A 17,430-nucleotide genomic window follows, 5' to 3' on the forward strand; every position below is an offset into this window, starting at 1 on the left:
CGTGGAATTCGACTACTTACCCCTCATTTCGTGGTACCGGCGTTGCGGCCGGGATCTCCCCTGGCGTGAAGAAGGCACGAGTGCGTGGGCAGTCCTCGTCTCCGAGGTCATGAGCCAACAGACCCCCGTCTCCCGCGTCATCCCCGCCTGGCGGGAGTGGATGGACAAGTGGCCGACCCCTGCGGATCTCGCCGCCGCGGACACCGCCGACGTGCTGCGGTCCTGGGGCCGCCTCGGGTACCCGCGGCGCGCGCTGTGGCTCAAACAGGCAGCCGAGAAGATGGAGGGTACCGTACCCCGAAGCGTCGACAAGCTCCTGGAGCTACCGGGAATCGGGGACTATACGGCAAGGGCCGTGGCGGCGTTCGCGTTCGGTGCGCCCGTGCCCGTGGTGGATGTGAACGTGAGGCGGGTGCACTACCGGCTGTTCGACGCCACCTACCTCACCCCACCCGCAAGAAAGGGGGACCTAGCACGGATTACGGCGCCAGAACCGGAGCTTTCCGTGGCGCTCATGGAACTCGGGGCGCTCGTGTGCACGGCGACGAACCCCCAATGCGAGTCCTGCCCGCTGGCTGACCAGTGCGCGTGGGTGGCGTCCGACAAGCCGATGCCGACGGAAGCCGAACAGGCAGAGAAGAGGAAGCGGGTGCAGAAGTTCGCGGGCACCGACCGGCAGGTGCGTGGCAAGATCATGGCGCTGCTGCGGGATGCCGACGAGCCACTTGCCTCCATCGACCATGCGTGGCCCGATGCGGCGCAGCGCTCCCGGGCGCTTTACAGCCTGCTGGAGGATGGTCTGGCGGAGCAGCTTCCCGACGGCCGGTACTGCCTCCCCCGCTAAACCCCCACCCCTTCACCACGGATATGGGCAACCACCTCGGGGTTTACCGCAGAAACCGGGAGTTTTAGGCAGACAAAAGGCGGATGGCACGGAGCCACCCGCCTGTTATTTTTGCTATTTCTTCCAGCGACCCCGGTAGTGCATCCCTCCGGGGAGGTTGACGTAGAAGCCTCCGCGGGAGTTGAAGGTCACCGGCCCAATGCGCTTGGAAAAAGATGCGCCAGAGCCGGAGATGTTAATCCAGCTGTCCTTGCCAGTCTTTTTGCGCTGGCGGTAATTCAAACCCATGGCCCGTATTTTATCCTGTCACCTCCCAATCGGCTACACCCCCTGGCACGACATGAAACAGGGGTGCGGGGTGGGGTGTGGCGCGCGCGGAAACTCCGGCGACCGCGCGGCGATCTTCTTGCCCAAGTGTTCCCACTCGTAGTCCAGTTGGCCGGATGTGACCGGGATCTGTGGCACGCCAGCGGCACCCTGCACCCCAATTTTCGAGGCATCGAAGTTGTAGCCCCGCGCCGTCGCCTCGGCCTGTATGCCAGCGAGAAAACAGCCGATTGAAGCCATCGGATCCGGCTGCTGCCGAAACCTCGTCAGCTGCGGGTGATTGCGGTAGCCCGTCGTCTTGCCTGCCAGCACCTTCTGGGCGAGCAGCGCTTCCCGCCAGCAGGCAACAAGCCCTTGGCGGTCGAGGTGGCTGGCGTGGAGGGACCATAAACGCATACCCCCACCCTACCCGTAGGATTGCTGGCTCTACCAGGAAAGTTCCTGCAGTTTTTGCGTCGCCCACGCGAACCCGATGCGTTCCTGCTCGATGCGCAAGCAGGAACCCTCGGCCCGCTCGCGGAGCAGGGCGAGTGTCGCCTGTTCGTCTGCGTGTAGCAGCTCTTCGGAGACGGCCGTTGTCTGCGTTTCCTCTACGGCAAAGGGGAGATGACTTAGCGTGGTGTCGAGATCCATGAGTACAGATCGCACCTGGGGCAGGCGGGAGCGCACGCGGGTGAGCATGGCAAACCCGGCGGTATCCAGGTCACTCCAATACCAAACCGGTACGTTTGCACCGATGAAGCCGATTCGTTCGGAAACCGAGAAGCCGCCACCGTATACAGCGAGGGTCTCTGGCAACTGCGGCAGTGCAATAAAGGTGGTGTAATTCTCCACAATCACAACCTGTGCAAAACCGACTGGTACACCAGAAAGTGCCGCGGCCTCGGCACTGACGTGATCGAGCCCGCCGATTACCGGCACCTCCGGATCGAGGCTCCGCAGCTCCACCATGACGGGCTTCGGTTTGAATACCGGTTCGCCGACTAACGCGCGCACGAGTCCTCCGTGGTTTTCCAACCATTTGGTATCCACCCCCATGATGGGAAGTTCACGCTGGTAGTAGGCTGACGCGTTGTGGGTGTGTAGCCAGCGGGTAACGGCGACGAATTGGTCGACAGTCACATCGCTCCACGTTTCCCACGCCGTGGCTTTGCGGGCCAGCACCTCGCGCACCGTAGTGCTGGGAATCTCCTCCCCTAAATCTGCGACAAGGAGCTCCAGCACCCTGACGAGGTGCTCCCACTGGTGTGTGGTGCCGGCTAGGCGTGCTGCCATCTCCGGTGAATCGATGACAAGGCGGGTGGGCACCGAGTACACGCCGTACACTCCCAGTCGCTTGTCCGCGTATTCCACCGGTGCCCAGTGACTCGCCCACTCCCCTTTCCACCGGCGGAATGCCTCTCCGCCGTCTTTGTCAACGTCGCGGGCTGTCGGTGGTTGGAGGTTTATTGCAAGTGGTGAAAAGTTACCAGCCAGCCAATCGGTGCTGTTATTCCGATAGAAGGTTGCTGCGCGTTTCTCTACATCCTTAGTCGTCCGCATACGTCTCAGCTTCCTCGATGGTGAGGGCAGCCGTCTGGGAGTGCTTCCGGTCCGGGCACTCCACCATAAGCACGCCGCCGATATAGTCCTCCACCGGTTGCAGGAGCTTTTCCGGTGTGGCGAGAATCATGTGGAAACCAAAGCGATCAAAGACCTCCATGGAGGTACGGGTGAATTCCGCGTCGGCGCGGTCGAAGGCCTCGTCAAGAATAATCGTGCCGTAGTGGGGATAGACATCCTCGCCGATGACCACGCGGGATTTCCTCGCTTTCGCCGGTGGTTCCCCCATACCCGTGAGCCGGAAACGGAGTGCCGCCGCCAAGCAGAAACTGGAAAGCTTCTGCGCCTGTCCACCGGAGAGTCCCTCGGCGGAGTCGTAGACGGCACCGCGATTGCCGTCGGCATCCACCTCCACTCCGTAAAACGCAACGTGCCAGCGCGTATCTAGGCGAAGTTTACGCTGCCTGGCGGTTGTCGTATCGCTTTCTACGAGATCCTCGATGACCGCAGATAACCGCTCGAAGCGCTGTTCTGCAGCACCTTCGTCGTTTTCAAGAGTGCCGTCGACTGCTGCGGCGAGTTTGCGGGCAAAGTCCCTCGCTTCCGCAGGTTGGGACTCACGGACTTCAATCTGCAGTGTGCGACCGGGGTAGAAATCCACAAGGGTCAGCGACTCGTTCAGCCGGTCGATTTCTTTCCGGATGGAGCTCGCCGCCGTGGCGATCTCTCGACGTAACCGCCCCAGATGGGTGTTCGTCTGGTCAAAAAGAAGCTCGCGGAAATTAGATTCAAACCGGGGAAGATCGTCATCCTCCAACCGTTGCAGCTCTGCGAGAAAATCACCCAGCGCCTCAACTTCCGGGGTGAGATCACCCTGACGCTCAGGCCAGGCATCAAGGTAACGGTTCATTGCAAGCTTGATCGAGTTGTGGAGGTTGGAGCACTGCCCCTCTGCGGCGGACTTGTCTGCCCGTATTTTCCTCTCCACCTCAATCGTTGCGGCATCGATATTGGACGCGTTGATGGCACGAGCGTACGCCTTCATCCGACCGGCGATCCGTCTTTCGACATCCGGTGGAAGTGGCTCGGCACCCGCGAGCTGACTTGTCAGCCGCTCGATTGTAGCCGTTGCCTCCGATACGCGATCCCGGGCAACACCGATCCGCTGTTGCAGGTTGGCCTTCTCTGTCTCCTGGAGGTTCGTCAAACCAAGCGCGGTCCGCAGCTCTGCTTGTAGTCCGGCGAGCCGATCGTTGTTGTCTACCAGGGCATCGAGGTCTTTTTGCGCCTCGTCCAGCAAGTTTTGGGCTCCAGAAACGTCGATTTGCGCAAATTTTTCTGTCTCCAGCGCCCGCCTGGCGCTGACGATGCGGGCCGCATCGGCTTTTGCCTTGGATTCGAACTGTTTTTGTTCCTCCGCCACGGCGTTCAGTTCGTTTTTCCGCTGGCGCTGTTGGGCGGTGAGCACGTCGATGCGGGCATCTGAGTTTTCGAACAGTACCCACCGGGAACGGTCGTCGATACGGGAGCGATCATCTTTGACGTGGCGGCTACCGTCGCGAAGCTGCCCGGCTTTGGTGACTGCGCGCCGGTGGGAGCAAAACTCCTCGATCGATTCCGCGCGAACGTGATCAAAGCAGGTGGATAGCTGGTGCTGGATCCAGCCTTCATAGCGTCCATGCTCAACGACGATGGTGGCGGCTAGACTCCGCGCGGAAATAGCTTGCGGCCGCAGGGATGCCAGCTTCGCATCAATGTCCTGGTAGGTGAGCTTTGTGCCGAGATGCGTGGCGTCCACAGCGGCTGCGACCTGGGGATAAAACTCGTCGGGGACGAGGAGCATCCTGGCAAACCCTCCCATGACCCGTTCGGCTGCGGGCTGCCACTGCGCAAAAGCTGGGGCGATATGAATGAGGTCAGCGACAAACGGCAAGGATCCTCGGGCAATTCCTGTGATCTCGCAGATGCGTTCTCGGGCGCGAAGAAGCCGAGGATCCATGTTGGACCGGAACTTCTCCGCCATTCTGATATCTTTTTCCCCCTGGTCGATTGCCTGTTTGAGGGTACTGAGGCGGGAGTAGATATCGGTGCGGGTGTCCCCGTAGGTCTGTTGCCTTGCTTCAATGTCCGCAATCTCTTCTTCCAGCTGTACGCGGAGGTTAATGAAGTCTTCTTGGCTGGCGGGTTGGAACGGAGTCAGTTCCGACAGAACGGTAAAGAACTTCTTCGCTTCATTTTCGACGCGAGCGCACTCATCGCGGAGCTTGTCACGGCGGTGTTCTGCGGCCGTAATTCCGTCGTCTTTTTCTCCCCTGATCGCGACGTGGAGGTTCGTCACCCTCTCGGCCAGCTCCGCCGCTTTTTCCTGCACGGTTTCGAGGCTTGCCTGGGCATCGTCGAGTTCCCCCTGGTTCGTACGCAGATCCGACCGGGCGAAGCCGAGCCGCTGGGTGTTGGCGTATACGGGGACGGCATCCAGATCCATCGTGTAGTCACGAATCGTTTTCGTGAGCTCCGCGTGTTTATCTGCGCTGTCTCGGATGGGGCGGAGCTTGTTTATCTGGTTGCGGGCTGTCACCACCGTTGCATGCGCCGTCTTTAGCTCCGTGAAGTTCTCGGCAGCATCGTCAGCGATCTTGAATGTCGCGGGCTCCGGCAGCATGAAGTCCCGCATGAGCTGGTTCAAATCGCCCAGGGTCTTTGCGGATTGTGTGCGTTGCAACAGCTCGATGGCCTTTTCATCCGCGATCCCCAAGCGTTTGCGCAACGCTGCAGAAAAGGGTGACAGGTTGCGATTGATGGCGATGAGGTCCGGGAACTGTTTCTTGGCATCGGCTTGCCCGGCGCTGTGTTTGCCAAGCTCCTCGCAGTCGACGAGACTCACCTTGCCGGGGAGAAGCAGAAAGAGGTTTTTCACCTCCGACTGCGTCGTCGTATTGGCGGTCAGACACATGATGCGAAGTGCAGTGATCTCCCCGCCGTCGTCGTCACTGAAGTGGAGACCTACCCCACTCCACATCGGTCCGGGGCGCAGGAAGGATCGGGTAACATCATCAAGATCCGCGTCGTGTTCCTTTTGCCACGCACCACGGCAGTAGGTGACCAGATCTCGGCCGGATTTCTTCCCGGATTCGGTTGCTGCGGCGTTAAAACGGTGACGTCCGGGGGAACCCAGGATGGTCGAAACCGCGTCGATAAGCGTGGACTTGCCCGACCCAGAGGGGCCGAAGATGAGGAACCCGGCGCGCGCGACGTCGACCGTGTGGAGACCGTTGAATGTACCCCAGTTGTACACCTGCAGGGTGGTGAGGCGGTACTGGCCTGGGGCGATGGTGCTAGTCATGGGAATCCTCCAGAAGGTGGGTAAAGCTTGCGGTCACGGCCTTAATCTCGTCGCTGGAAAATGCCACGCGCAGGACGTGGGACACTTCCCAGCGCCCGGGTGTTGATGTCTCAGTGACAACTCTCGCCTTTGCTAGGGAGTTCCATGCCGTGTCGAAATGCTTCTCCTGCTTCGTGTGGTCAGTTCCCTGCGCCGTCTGGTAGGGGGCGGTGGCTTCGAAGACCTCCTGTTTTTCCACAATCGTGCGCTCATTTGGGTTCGATTTTGCCAGCTGCCGGCGCAAGTGCAGGATGATGACCGTCTCTACGAAGGTCAACGGCTTTGCGCGCAGGAGCGTGCGGGCACCGTCGACCTCTGTATCCCATACCTTGGTGTAGGCGACTCCCGCCGTTTCATCGACGACGAGGGTCAGGAAGAGGTTATCGAGCTGCTGCGAAAGCAGCGTGCGTGACTCGACGATCACGCGGAAGTCCTCTCGGTCTGCTGGGGTTGTGGTGGTGATAAACGGTCCCTTGATCAGCTTGACGAGAGCTTTTCTCTGGCTGAGGGTGAGCGTTCCTGTGTCTGTTTCCGTCAGGTGAATCTGCTCATCCATGGTTACCTCCAAAGATCCGCGAGTGATATGTCTCCGGCACACATTCGGTGAAAACGCACCGATTTACGCGTGCTTGTCTCTTCTTCCCGGTTGCCGATGTCCACCGAAGGAGTTCGCTGCCATCGGCGCGCTGCCCATGACGGGCACCCAGCTTGATTAAACCGACGACGCTGGCGAGCCCCTGCGTGGCGGGGAATTCGGTCAGCACATCAGCGATCGTGGCCTGGCCTCGGCGTGTGACAAGCGCGTTGATGTTGCCAGACAACTCCTGCCAGTCGATTTCTGTTTCTCGGATGCGCCGCTGCAGCGCCTCGAGGTCAATGGTTCCGGCCTCCGCTTCAACAAGGTCACTTTCGATGCGGTAATCGGATGGATCGTAGAGGTTCCAGGAGGCAATGGACTGCGGTAGCCGGGTGGTCAGCTCGAGCTCCTCACCGATCTTTGCGTTGGAGGCGATTCCCGCCTTCCCAACTCTCATTGCGAGCCGTCCTGCCTCGTTGATGGAGGTGATGAGCGCCTGCTGGGATTCCGCTTCGCGTGACTGCACAAACCTACGCAGCGACCGGGAAAGCCCCGTCATGGAGTCATGCACCTGGCCGGAGGATTCGTCGAGGATGCGCATGAGACTGCGCAGTTCGTCGCGTTCTTCAACGGAGAGTTTTTGCATAAATGGGCGTTCCATGACGGAATCGATGACCGCGTCGATCCGTGCGGAGCGTTCGTTATTGAGAAACACCTCGTAGAACCCTCTAAAGGCCCGCCCGGCTTCGGATTCCTGGATGAGATCAACTCCTCGGAAGACGTTGTCTAGCACTTCTCCGGCGTTGAGCGTCGATTCCACGATTGATTCGCGCAGGCTGCTGTCTACTTTTTCCACATCCGTGCGCATGCGCGCAAAGTCTGTGGGCAGCACCCGCGCGAGTGACAGCACCTCGCGGGCTTTTTCCACGGCCCGGTCGTCGTCGACGACGCTGATACCCCGTTCACGGATAGTGTCGATCCGTTCTTGGAGCTGATCACGCTGTGCTTCCAGCCGGGTGATTGCCGCCTGCTCATCCGGGTCGGTGTCTGCTGCCAGATCGCTGAGCCCCGTGTATACGGTTCCTAGCCGGGAGCCTGTGACCACGCGCTGTGGTTCCACAATTTCGGCGATGTAGTCGAGTGCTACGTGCGCGTCTGAGGAGAGTTCGTAAAATTCTTCTGTTTCACCTTGGGGGCTGCGCCGAACGAGGTAGCCGGCTTTCACCCAGTCCCCCACGTAGGCCACCGCGGACTTGGGAAGTGGGAGGCCGGTGGATTCGCGGATATCGACAAGCAGCGGGTCGACGGCGAGGAAAAGTTCTGTTCCCGTCAGCGTGCGGTTGTCTCCGCGGAAGACTTCTGCGAGCACCGCCAGTATCACCGGCGCGTTTGTGGCCGCGAGCAGCGACCAAGCGGGGGATTCTTCCCGCACCCGCACCAGTCTCAGTGCGTCTGCCACAGCCAACATCCGACTCATGCCTTACAACTTAGCAAGGCCATGCCACATCCACCGCAAACAAGTTAGAACAACCGTACGGGGCGTGAGAATAGCCCCTAGGAGACTATCTTGGCGTGGCGTGTCAGAAGTTCTGAGAGAATGAATTGTTCCCTTTCATCGTGTTCTAGGCCATCCAGTGCAAAGCTGTAACATTGCGCCACTGCACTGTCGAGTTCGGAATGTGCCCCGAAGAGCTCCGGGTACATCCATTCATCATCCGGGTCGTACATGTCCGCAAGCGTCACGTCTTTGTAATTCCCACGCGCGTTCAGAACCCGCTGTGCTGCCTCCTCCACGTCTTTTCGTTGCTTATCCGTAACCCCGGGGAAGACAAAGTTGTTGTAGACAACTCCTGCGGAATAGCGGTAATCGCTTTTCAGCCGCCCCGCAACTGCTCTCATCCACACGTTATGAATCTCAGAATGGAGAACCCCAAAGAGGAACAACGACGCGTTCGGGATAAGGAAAACCAAATCCGATGCGAAGGTTTCAGGCTCAATCATCCCCAGAGGAATGTACCTCCTCCGTTCCGATGAGACTTTGGGAACCACAATTGATTTTCCATCCGGCATATTTTCAACGTGGAACCGTTGAGGTTTACCTGCGAGTCTGACAGTCTGTGTACTCGAACTCTGCAATCTAAAGTCATGCACTGCCTTGACTCGTTCCGCGATAAATGGGTGAGCTTCTAACTCAGCAGGGGACATATCCCCTGTCCACAGAACCCGTCTGTGATACCCGTGAAGGAATTCATTGCAGCCAATCCACGGGTGGAAGTACTGCCTGGCCTCTGGATCGCGGGAGAGGAACTCACGGAACTGATCATCAGTGAAAAGGTAATTGCCACCGTCGATCGGCTTATTTCCAATTCCCATTCTCGGCACATCACAGATGGGCGTGCTGCGATCCACGAGATCAAGACCGCTAGCCAAAACCAAGATGACTACCTACACCGCTTCACCAAACTAGAAGCCGAATACCAGCAAACCCTAGCCGACAGGCAGCAAACCCACGAGCAGATCAGAACCAAAGACGCCCGTCGAGCCACAATCATCGCCGTCTACCGACAGCTAGCCGACCAGCCGATCAAACACTTTCAGCCGTCCCAGTGGACCGCACTCATCGACCACGCCGTGGTTGATGAGGGTGAGATCCGGTTCGTATTCAGAACCGGCGCAGAAATTATTGTCGAACTATGACTTGAGCATGGTCGAATTTGTCCAAGGCCAGATGCCTAAAAATTTAGAATTCTTGACCTGCCACAATCTTTCGGCTCAACCATAGGGAAGCTGCGGTGAACGCGAGTGTCACTGCTAGAAGTATTCCTGCACTAGCCAGCGGCGGCCAGGTAAGTGCTTTTGCGATCCAGTCGTAGATGATTTGCTTGTTAGAGCCGATGAATGATGAGCCAGCGAAAACAACAATAAACACTGCGACGAAGAAAAGCTTGGCTTTTTCTGGGCCATATTTGTAAAACAACGGTAGCTGAATAATGACCAAAAGTAACGTTACTGCAAAAGCGAAACTAGCTACCAAAACAGTGTCTTTCCAAGGCACCTCGGCCATGAGGAAGGCGAGGGCTCCTGTGATCGTGAATGCTACCGCACCAAGTATGAGCGTAATCAGGTAGTTGAGATTAACGAGTTCGCTTCTGGCAGTAGGACCAGCCAGGATCGTTCGGTTCACCTTGGACTCACTGTCACGAGCAAAGGTGCCTGTGAAGTGCAGCATTCCGATCATACCGAAAAGGAAAGGGAAAATAATCAACTCGTTAGCGTAAACACCAAGGCCTGTCATTGCGGCCGTTATCACGCCTAGGACGATCAGATAGGTTCGATTCGCAATAAGGTCTTTATAGAATGCGGCTCTCATTGGTCTTCTCCTTTAATCGCATAAACCATGATGTCTTCAATCGTGGGTCTACCAGCTTGCACACCAGTAGGAACTGCCCCGGTACGGACGATTACTTCTTGACCAAAATCATGACGGCGACGCCCTAATACTTGCGTGGAATCAAGCTGGTTAGCCTGCTCGTTGGTTAGCGCGACTATTCGCCAAGCCTCTAAGAGTTCGTCTTTTTGCTCCATTAACTTCAACTTGCCGTTGTGGATGAAAGCAATGTAGTCAGCTGCTTTTTCAATATCGGAGACGATGTGGGAAGAAAACAGGATAGAGTGGCTCGGATCTTCGATGAATTCGAGCATAATGTCGAGTACCTCATCGCGGATCACCGGATCTAAACCACTGGTTGCTTCATCAAAAATCAGCAAATCTGCCGCATGGGACAGCGCCATCGCTAACCCGAGTTTCATACGCATGCCGCGAGAGAGCTGATCAACTCGCTTGTCAGAAGCAAGTTGGAAGCGCTGCCGGTAACTGGCGAAGACTTGTGAATCCCAATTCTTGTAAAGGCGCTTGCCAAACTCGCAAGCGTTCTTAACGGTGAAATTGGCTGGCAGGCTGATGTCGTCGAAAACCACCCCCACCCGCTCACGCGCTTCTGGATGACCCGGGCCAGCGGGCTGATCGAGCAGACGAATCGTGCCCGCATCAGGGCGTGCTAGGCCAAGGATGAGTCGTAGTGTCGTGGATTTACCCGCACCATTTTCACCCACGAAGCCCACGATTGAGCCCTGAGGAACTTGAAGATTAAGCGGACCGAGCGTGAAGCCTGGATAGTTTTTCACCAGACCGCTGATTTCAATACTATTCATCACTTACTCCCAACACGTCAATAAGTTCTTTCAAATCGGCAATAGATAGGCCAGCGGCTGGAGCTGCCGCGAGGGCAGATTTCAAATGGTCTTCGACCTTTTTGCGCTGTTCTTCCTTGAGTAACTCGGTGTTCTTGGAAGCAACGAAACTACCCCGCCCCTGCACAGAATCAATAAAACCCTCAAGTTCTAGTTCGTCGTAGGCACGCTTGGTAGTAATAACCGACACGCGAAGCTGGGACGCCAAACGCCTAATCGACGGCAGCTTCTCGCCAGGAACAACCTGGTCGTTAATGATCGCAGCCTTGAGCTGATCCTTAATCTGGGCATAAATCGGGTCAGGACTTGCGTTGCTGACAACAATATCCATAAACACCTCCTAGTGTTCATAGTGTACATGAACAGTTGGCTGATTTGGGCGAGACGCCCAAACTCTAGGAAAACGCTTAAACGAGACCGCTGCGGCACTCAGTAGTGCTAGGTCAAGCCATAAAACCATGCTTGATTAGGAGAAACGCTGCAAACGCTAACGCAAAACGCGATACCCGCTAACGCAGGCTATTTTCCACACCCCCTCGGAGCGCACTCGCTAACGCAACCCACTACTTATCAAATACGGAGTCCAGTTGGACCCTTTTACCGGCACCGGCACGTTCATGGTGCGCTTGCAGCAGTCGGGGATCATCACACCTAAAGATATGGTCTGCAAGTACGCCAGCGAGTTACATGCCACGGAGCTCATGCTGCTTGCCTACTATGTGGCAGCTGTCAACATTGAATCCACCTACAATGCTCTCAAACTGGAGGAAATAAACGAAACAGTGAGCCCGATCCGAACTACGTACCGTTTGAAGGGATCGCCCTTGCCGATACGTTCCAAGCCTCGGAAGATGGTGATCCCCTGGACTTTGAAGTGTTTAGGGACAGCAACGACCGAATACGGAAACAAAAACAAGCCCCCATTCATGTTATCGTGGGTAAACGTTGGTTGGGCTTATTGATACGAGATAACGATGTGTGCGAGTACGCGCTCGCAGCGTAACCACTAGTCCAACGGCGGAATCCAGACCCCTCACCCCAATCCACGTGGCTGTTAACGGCTCGTAGTCGACGTTCTTCATGCTTCCCGTCGCGCGTTTGCACCTAGTTCAACGGCCACAAGCAGAGCCGTCGAAAGATATGCAGCGGTGTCAAAAGGTTAAGCATTCGTGCTGGAGAGTCCATACTTGGAGGCCCAGCGGTGCTGACGCGATGAGATTCTTTCGGCTTCGGTTGATGACGATCGCTACCGAGTACTGTGCCCGGGTCACCGCTACGTAGAATGCGCAAGCGCTCTTGTCTGCTACAACCGGCATCGCCATCCGGGTCAACCACGGAGCGTGATTTCGGGAACCCGGGTGCGAAAAGGAAGAGATCCGGCGCGACTAAGAACACCCGCTTGGGGAGCGGTGGACTTCGAAAATCCGGTTCGGCGGGAGGCAACCGGGTGGCTCGATCTGTGTAACCTGCCGGGCAAGGGTGATGTCAGGATCCATTTCTAGTTCTTGGGTGAGAAACCGAGACAGTGCATGGACAGACTCGCCCGCTGAGAGGGCCGCCCGGATTGAATTGGCTTGGATCTGGCATATCACCCGGACAGTTCTAGGATCTCTTGCCTCCACAGACCACGATCCAGGGCCTCAGTACTGAGACATACGACACATCATTTCAGCAGATCAGCCGCTTCCAGGTAATTGATGAAGGAATCAAAGATCAGATCCGTACGCTTTTTGATATCTGCTTCAGTGAAATCGGACTTTTTATCGACGAGGTCCAGCAACTCCTGGTTCTTTGTCGGTTCGGCGTTCTTCTTGCGACCACTCTCGCCAAGATAAAGGGACCGCTTCGCCTTGAACTGGTAGTCCGAAGCGCGAACATTAATCCGCTTTTCCAGGACCGCTTTATTGCCCAACGCCTCAAGCAGGTTCTCATCCGAAAGGGTGTTTTCAAACGCAGCGCGCTTTTTTGCATAGATATGCTCGATATCAAGTTTCACGTCGACTTCAAAAAGCTGTTGCTTCGGATTCTCGAAAGCCCACCACACCAACATTGACTTGGTCACTGGGCGGTTGTTCTTGAACTGAAATACACCGAGTTGCTTGCGGAGTGCGTCAGTCGAAAACTTGTTGCCCTCGAAAGTCACTTCCTGCCCGTTGACTATCTGAATCATCGCCGGGAACACTGGCGTACGCAGTGCGTTTACGCCAGATCGGACCACCGAATAGGCCCAGATGAAACCTGTAATGCGCTCAAGGAAGCGGTAGAAAGCATCTTCTTCTAGGTTTCCATCCGCGTCGTGATATTGCATGAAATAGACCGACACCAGGTAAGTCCACATACTGTTGGGCGCGAAATCAAGAACAAAGAGACGGTGCAGAATACGATCAGAGAAACCTTCTCGCGTGTAAACGCACTTCCAGAATTGGGCGAGAACTTCCAGGCGGCCGAGAATCTCATCGTTACGCAACAATGAGTATGAATTCTTCTCGTAGAAATCTCTCAAGCCTTGTGTCGTGGTATCGCGGATTCCCATCTTTGCGCGCTCATAGTACATATAACGTGCAAACAGCTCGTCCATTGGATTGTTACGCGACTTTTGAAAGATTGAAGAACAACAAGTCTCCAGCTCTCTCCACCGTTTGGAAAACTCATCTTTTTCGCCCTTGTCGTTGTAGAACTTGTACAACTGAGACTTAAAAATATCAGCGTCAGCCAGCGGCAGGCCGCGGTCATTGAGCGTTGAGAAGATTCGCAGCGCAGTCCTTTGTGACTCAGCCTCGATTGGGAGAAGGACCACGTTATTCAGGATTCTCGTGGCAAGGTGCGGAGTATAAGAGGGATACTCTTGGATGAACTCATCAATCTTCTTTACAAAAAAGTTAAACGCCTCGGCGTAACGACTCTTTTGACTACCACTAGCTTCTCCAGTACGCAGGATCGAAAGAAAATCCTGCTTATCATCGTCGGAGGCTACCTCTGAGTCAATTTTGAGCTTATCAGTCAGTGCGTTACCGAACTCATCCGTTTTCCACACGCACTTCTCAATCAGTTGCCTGGTCTTTTGAGTGTTACGGTCCTTCATTTTCTCCAGACGCGAGTAATAGGCGCGAAGCAAGAGCATGAGCGTGGTGAGACGCTGTTGGCCGTCGATGATCTCTAGCTTCTTGTCCTCGTTGCGGAACGTAACGATGGGCCCAAGGAAGTACTCTTCATCCTCGTCAAAATTTTCCGCATCCCCATCAGGAATCGCGAAACTAAAGATGTCATCCCACAGCGTAGACAGCTCGTCTTCTTCCCACGCGTAAGGACGTTGGTAATCGGGAATGAGAAAGTCTGACTTCTTATCGGAGAATAGATCAGCCACGGTTTTTTGGTCGATATTCAGCTTGGACATAGCACCGCCTCTTCTGGATTATGAGAAAATTATATCTACAACCGACACACCCGTGTGTCGATTTGTTTTCATCCGTGCACCCAAGTTCCCGCCGCAGTCTAGAGACTTACATCGCTGTGGACTAACGAGGCCATTCAACACTCAAGATCATCGGACATATTTACGCTAACATCCACATAACGTGAGACTCCGCAGCGAAAGTCTGCGAGTCAGGTTCCTATTGAGCTGTTGAAACATGCCACCGCTTTCGGTGGCACCAACCTCCGGATCAGTTCTAGCCGGGGACAGCAACAAGCCAAACTGAAGCCAGCGATTAGCCCCACTACAAAACAGGTAACGAAAGCCCCTTTAACCTGCCCCGAAGAGAGACAAAGCCATCAACTTCAGTTCCCCACCGTAGGGCTAACCAACAAATAATCGGCTTTCTTAACCTCCAGACGATAACAGCCGACCCCACCCCGCCGCGTTCCCTGACGCCACCGGCATCGCCATCTATGTCAACCAAGGGGCGTGATCTCCTGGACCCCGGGCGCGTCTATTAGGAGACTCGGCGCGCCGCGCGGTGACATGGTGGGGGAGAGGTGGGCGTCGACAAGCTAGAGGAAGGGCGAGCGTCGGGGCCGTGAACGTCGGGGCCGTGAACGTCGGGGCCGTCGTAACCGTCGGGGGTAGTTCTTTGGGACTACTTAAAGATGCCTGCCAAATTCATGTGTAGCGCGTACGCTAAAAGTAACACCCCCAAAACCGGAAGGTTCCCACCATGAAGAAGATCGCAGCCGTCACCACGGCAGTCGCTGTCAGCCTCGCGGGCGTTGCAGTTCCGCAGGCTGAGGCGTATCAAATCACCGTCAACCCAAATGGCACGTGCACGTTCACTGGTACCCAAGCCGACACGGACTATGGGATCCAAGCCACCAAAGATTTTTGGCTTGAGATCGCACGCGCCTACGACTCTTACACTCCCGGCACCTATCAAGACCTTGCAAGCCTGTGGACAGGGAAATTGCCCACCACCAACGAGACGAAGATCTACAACGTCACTATGTCGCTGTACAACAAGACACGCGACAAATCAGGCGGGACCGAACTGGCCCAAATAATCATGGACGCGTACGGCAAAATCGCCGACGCCGCAATCCAAATGAACAACACTCCAATCGGACAGTCCACCACGTTCACCAAAGCAAAAGCCCAGGAACTCATTGACCGCGGAGTGAGCCCGAAGCCCGTTTTGCCACCGGAAGCAAAGTTTGGCATCCCCGAGGTGGACAACATGCTGAGCAAGATGATCGACGCTCAGTACGCTTACATGAACAAGCTTGAAAAGCTGGCACTAATCAACGCGCGGTGGTGCGTCGAAGGCAGATCGGGCGATACCAGCTTCGCCGCGGGTGCCGAAGCCGCAGGGCTCTCCGAGGAGGCCGCCATCGGGCTGAGCGTCACCGCCGGCGTGCTCGCGCTTGTGGGGATCATCGCCGCGCTCATCACCTACGTGCCGGCCGTGCGCGCACTCATGCCGCCGCAGATCCTCGCGCTGCTGCCCGCTGCGTAGGCTGCTTTTCTCCGATCGGGGGATCGGGGGGCCTGCGGGGAGGGAGGATGGACGAGAGGTGGGCGTCGGGAAGCGGAAAGGGGAGAGCTTACAGCTTTTTCAGGGATTTCTACCCTCCGTGAGCATGACTGCGGGGCGGATTGCGATCGTGCAGCTGACGCAGGGTTGGACGGGCCTTTCTGCCAGTGATACCGCGGCTGGAAACCTACGGCGGCAAGCTCGTCGAGAACATCGTCCAAGCAGTTGCTCGTGACCTTCTCGTCCGCGCCATGACACTCGTCGCTCAGGCTGGGCACAAGATTGTCATGCACGTCCGCGACGAACCTGTTGGTTCTGGTTTACGGTCGCTGATGCCTGCGTCCTCATGACGACCCCACCCGACTGGGCAGCAGGGCTCCCACTTAACGCCGACGGGTACGAATGCGACTACTACCGCAAGGATTAGACACGCCAAAGAGGCAACTCGCGCCAGTTGTCAGGTGCGCCTATGCGAGAAAACGGCACGATAGGATTGTGCGGGTAAGTGTCGAACAGCTTCGGTAGCCGGTCGGCTGGAGACAAGTCCAGTTGGCGGTGCAAGTATTGGATAAGGGAGAGCTGCCCGAACACGCGATTCATCCCTTCAGCTACCGGAGCCAGCCTGACGTCATTGTTCAGTTTCGGTTTGATGCCGTAAACACGGTTGAACATCCTTGCATGATGAGCTGCGTAATTACGCAGAATATTCAAGGATTTCAGCCATGATTCAAGCTGAGGACCAGTTAGGTCGCAGGGCTCGGCAATCCGTTTGCGCACGATATTGGGCGACATACCGTACAGGTATGACAGCATTCCCCAATCCATGATTTCGACGGCCGCCCAGATGGGTAGAGTCCCGCCATATTTGGATTTGTGGTGGGCGACGAAGTCCTCCTTCGACGCTTTCAATGCCGACTGGTACTTTCTCAGCCACACCTCGTGCACGCTACGCCCGTCTTTGTTTCGCTGCCGTGCCCGGGCGCTCAAACGCTGGGGATCCAAATAGATCAGCGGGTCGAGGTGGCCCAGTTCGTGACCGAGCTTGGTCCGAATAGCCAACTCCACGCGATCAAGCTCGATGAACACGCTGTGGCGCAATTGCTCGTCAAACCCGTAGAGGGCTACCACCAGGTCAAACGATGCTCCGTCAACGAATTCATTTTGGGCAGTGCCGTCGCCTTGGGAGAAACGGCGCATCGGGTACCAGTATCCGGACAAGCGGTAGTAGTTCAATCGCGCCAGCAGCGTCTCAGCATGCTGAGGATCATTCACTCGCATCCCACGCTGACGAAGCAATTCGACCTGTTCACCGTAGGTCTTGAACTGCTTCACCTGCTCCACGCGCACCCCTGTTTAATACGAAAAACGAAGACCGGCCCTGGACTCCCACCGAGGCGGGCAGCGGAACCGGTCATGTTGACTACAAGGTTACCTGGTTGATGACGCGGAAGCAAGAGCACGGGGCACGGAGATCGGTACGTTCACACACCAGTGTGTCCTCTGACCCGTCCGGATTTGTCGGTGCTCGGGGGCCGTATGGGCG

Annotated in this window: 16 protein-coding genes and 1 pseudogene; 5 read left to right on the forward strand and 12 right to left on the reverse strand. The window is 56.5% G+C overall.

What is annotated here, in order from left to right; all coding sequences use genetic code 11:
- Position 1: 1 nt before the first annotated feature.
- Positions 2 to 844: an HhH-GPD family protein gene (locus CGLUCO_RS10905; RefSeq protein ID WP_005393691.1), complete on the forward strand. Its 843-nt coding sequence runs from the start codon at positions 2 to 4 to the stop codon at positions 842 to 844.
- Positions 845 to 958: 114 nt separating this feature from the next.
- On the opposite strand, the gene CGLUCO_RS10910 is transcribed toward CGLUCO_RS10905, so the two are convergent.
- The 7 genes from CGLUCO_RS10910 to CGLUCO_RS13070 form a co-directional block, all read right to left on the reverse strand.
- A complete protein-coding gene (locus tag CGLUCO_RS10910) occupies positions 959 to 1,132 on the reverse strand; it encodes a DUF4236 domain-containing protein (protein WP_005388727.1) in 174 nt (57 codons plus the stop codon).
- Positions 1,133 to 1,165: 33 nt separating this feature from the next.
- Positions 1,166 to 1,567, reverse strand: coding sequence for a pyrimidine dimer DNA glycosylase/endonuclease V (locus CGLUCO_RS10915; protein ID WP_005393689.1), 402 nt, complete (start codon positions 1,565 to 1,567; stop codon positions 1,166 to 1,168).
- A 30-nt stretch (positions 1,568 to 1,597) separates the two neighbouring features.
- A complete protein-coding gene (locus CGLUCO_RS10920; protein ID WP_005393688.1) occupies positions 1,598 to 2,713 on the reverse strand; it encodes a DUF3322 domain-containing protein in 1,116 nt (371 codons plus the stop codon).
- Positions 2,700 to 6,056 (reverse strand): ATP-binding protein, encoded by a 3,357-nt coding sequence (locus CGLUCO_RS10925; protein ID WP_084036522.1) that lies wholly within the window; start codon positions 6,054 to 6,056, stop codon positions 2,700 to 2,702. The genes CGLUCO_RS10920 and CGLUCO_RS10925 overlap by 14 nt, the downstream gene beginning before the upstream one ends.
- Positions 6,049 to 6,651, reverse strand: coding sequence for a DUF4194 domain-containing protein (locus CGLUCO_RS10930; RefSeq protein WP_005388720.1), 603 nt, complete (start codon positions 6,649 to 6,651; stop codon positions 6,049 to 6,051). The genes CGLUCO_RS10925 and CGLUCO_RS10930 overlap by 8 nt, the downstream gene beginning before the upstream one ends.
- Complete coding sequence (locus CGLUCO_RS10935; RefSeq protein WP_143336909.1) at positions 6,644 to 8,149, reverse strand: DUF3375 domain-containing protein; 1,506 nt, start codon at positions 8,147 to 8,149, stop codon at positions 6,644 to 6,646. The genes CGLUCO_RS10930 and CGLUCO_RS10935 overlap by 8 nt, the downstream gene beginning before the upstream one ends.
- 77 nt (positions 8,150 to 8,226) lie before the next feature.
- Complete coding sequence (locus CGLUCO_RS13070) at positions 8,227 to 9,024, reverse strand: type IIL restriction-modification enzyme MmeI (protein ID WP_331252799.1); 798 nt, start codon at positions 9,022 to 9,024, stop codon at positions 8,227 to 8,229.
- Here CGLUCO_RS13070 and CGLUCO_RS10945 point away from each other — a divergent pair.
- Positions 8,911 to 9,369, forward strand: a complete 459-nt coding sequence (locus tag CGLUCO_RS10945) for a hypothetical protein (protein ID WP_196793906.1) — start codon at positions 8,911 to 8,913, stop codon at positions 9,367 to 9,369. The two genes, CGLUCO_RS13070 and CGLUCO_RS10945, sit on opposite strands and share 114 nt — an antisense overlap.
- Positions 9,370 to 9,412: 43 nt before the next feature.
- Here CGLUCO_RS10945 and CGLUCO_RS10950 read toward each other — a convergent pair whose 3' ends face one another.
- The 3 genes from CGLUCO_RS10950 to CGLUCO_RS10960 are packed head-to-tail and all read right to left on the reverse strand — an operon-like array spanning position 9,413 to position 11,254.
- Entirely contained in the window at positions 9,413 to 10,042 is a 630-nt protein-coding gene (locus CGLUCO_RS10950) for an ABC-2 transporter permease (protein ID WP_005388712.1), read from the reverse strand.
- On the reverse strand, positions 10,039 to 10,884 hold the full coding sequence (locus CGLUCO_RS10955; RefSeq protein WP_005388711.1) for an ABC transporter ATP-binding protein: 846 nt from the start codon (positions 10,882 to 10,884) through the stop codon (positions 10,039 to 10,041). The genes CGLUCO_RS10950 and CGLUCO_RS10955 overlap by 4 nt, the downstream gene beginning before the upstream one ends.
- The gene (locus tag CGLUCO_RS10960; protein WP_005388710.1) at positions 10,877 to 11,254 is read right to left on the reverse strand and encodes a GntR family transcriptional regulator; all 378 of its coding nucleotides are present in this window, start codon (positions 11,252 to 11,254) and stop codon (positions 10,877 to 10,879) included. Before CGLUCO_RS10960 ends, CGLUCO_RS10955 begins: the two co-directional genes overlap by 8 nt.
- A gap of 256 nt (positions 11,255 to 11,510) precedes the next feature.
- On the opposite strand from CGLUCO_RS10960, the pseudogene CGLUCO_RS10965 reads away from it, so the two are divergent.
- Positions 11,511 to 11,863: pseudogene (locus CGLUCO_RS10965) on the forward strand (hypothetical protein); the annotation flags it as partial.
- A gap of 723 nt (positions 11,864 to 12,586) precedes the next feature.
- Here the strand turns inward: CGLUCO_RS10965 and CGLUCO_RS10970 are convergent.
- Positions 12,587 to 14,317 carry a DUF262 domain-containing protein gene (locus tag CGLUCO_RS10970; protein ID WP_005388708.1) on the reverse strand — a complete coding sequence of 577 codons (1,731 nt, stop codon included), beginning with the start codon at positions 14,315 to 14,317 and terminating at the stop codon, positions 12,587 to 12,589.
- Between the two features lie 760 nt (positions 14,318 to 15,077).
- Between CGLUCO_RS10970 and CGLUCO_RS10975 the strand changes: the two genes are divergently transcribed.
- Entirely contained in the window at positions 15,078 to 15,869 is a 792-nt protein-coding gene (locus CGLUCO_RS10975; protein WP_084036521.1) for a hypothetical protein, read from the forward strand.
- A 185-nt stretch (positions 15,870 to 16,054) separates the two neighbouring features.
- The gene (locus tag CGLUCO_RS10980) at positions 16,055 to 16,237 is read left to right on the forward strand and encodes a hypothetical protein (protein WP_005388705.1); all 183 of its coding nucleotides are present in this window, start codon (positions 16,055 to 16,057) and stop codon (positions 16,235 to 16,237) included.
- A gap of 73 nt (positions 16,238 to 16,310) precedes the next feature.
- Here CGLUCO_RS10980 and CGLUCO_RS10985 read toward each other — a convergent pair whose 3' ends face one another.
- A complete protein-coding gene (locus tag CGLUCO_RS10985) occupies positions 16,311 to 17,228 on the reverse strand; it encodes an Abi family protein (RefSeq protein ID WP_005388703.1) in 918 nt (305 codons plus the stop codon).
- Positions 17,229 to 17,430 lie beyond the last annotated feature (202 nt).

It is taken from the genome of Corynebacterium glucuronolyticum DSM 44120, assembly GCF_030440595.1.
Classification (GTDB): domain Bacteria; phylum Actinomycetota; class Actinomycetes; order Mycobacteriales; family Mycobacteriaceae; genus Corynebacterium; species Corynebacterium glucuronolyticum.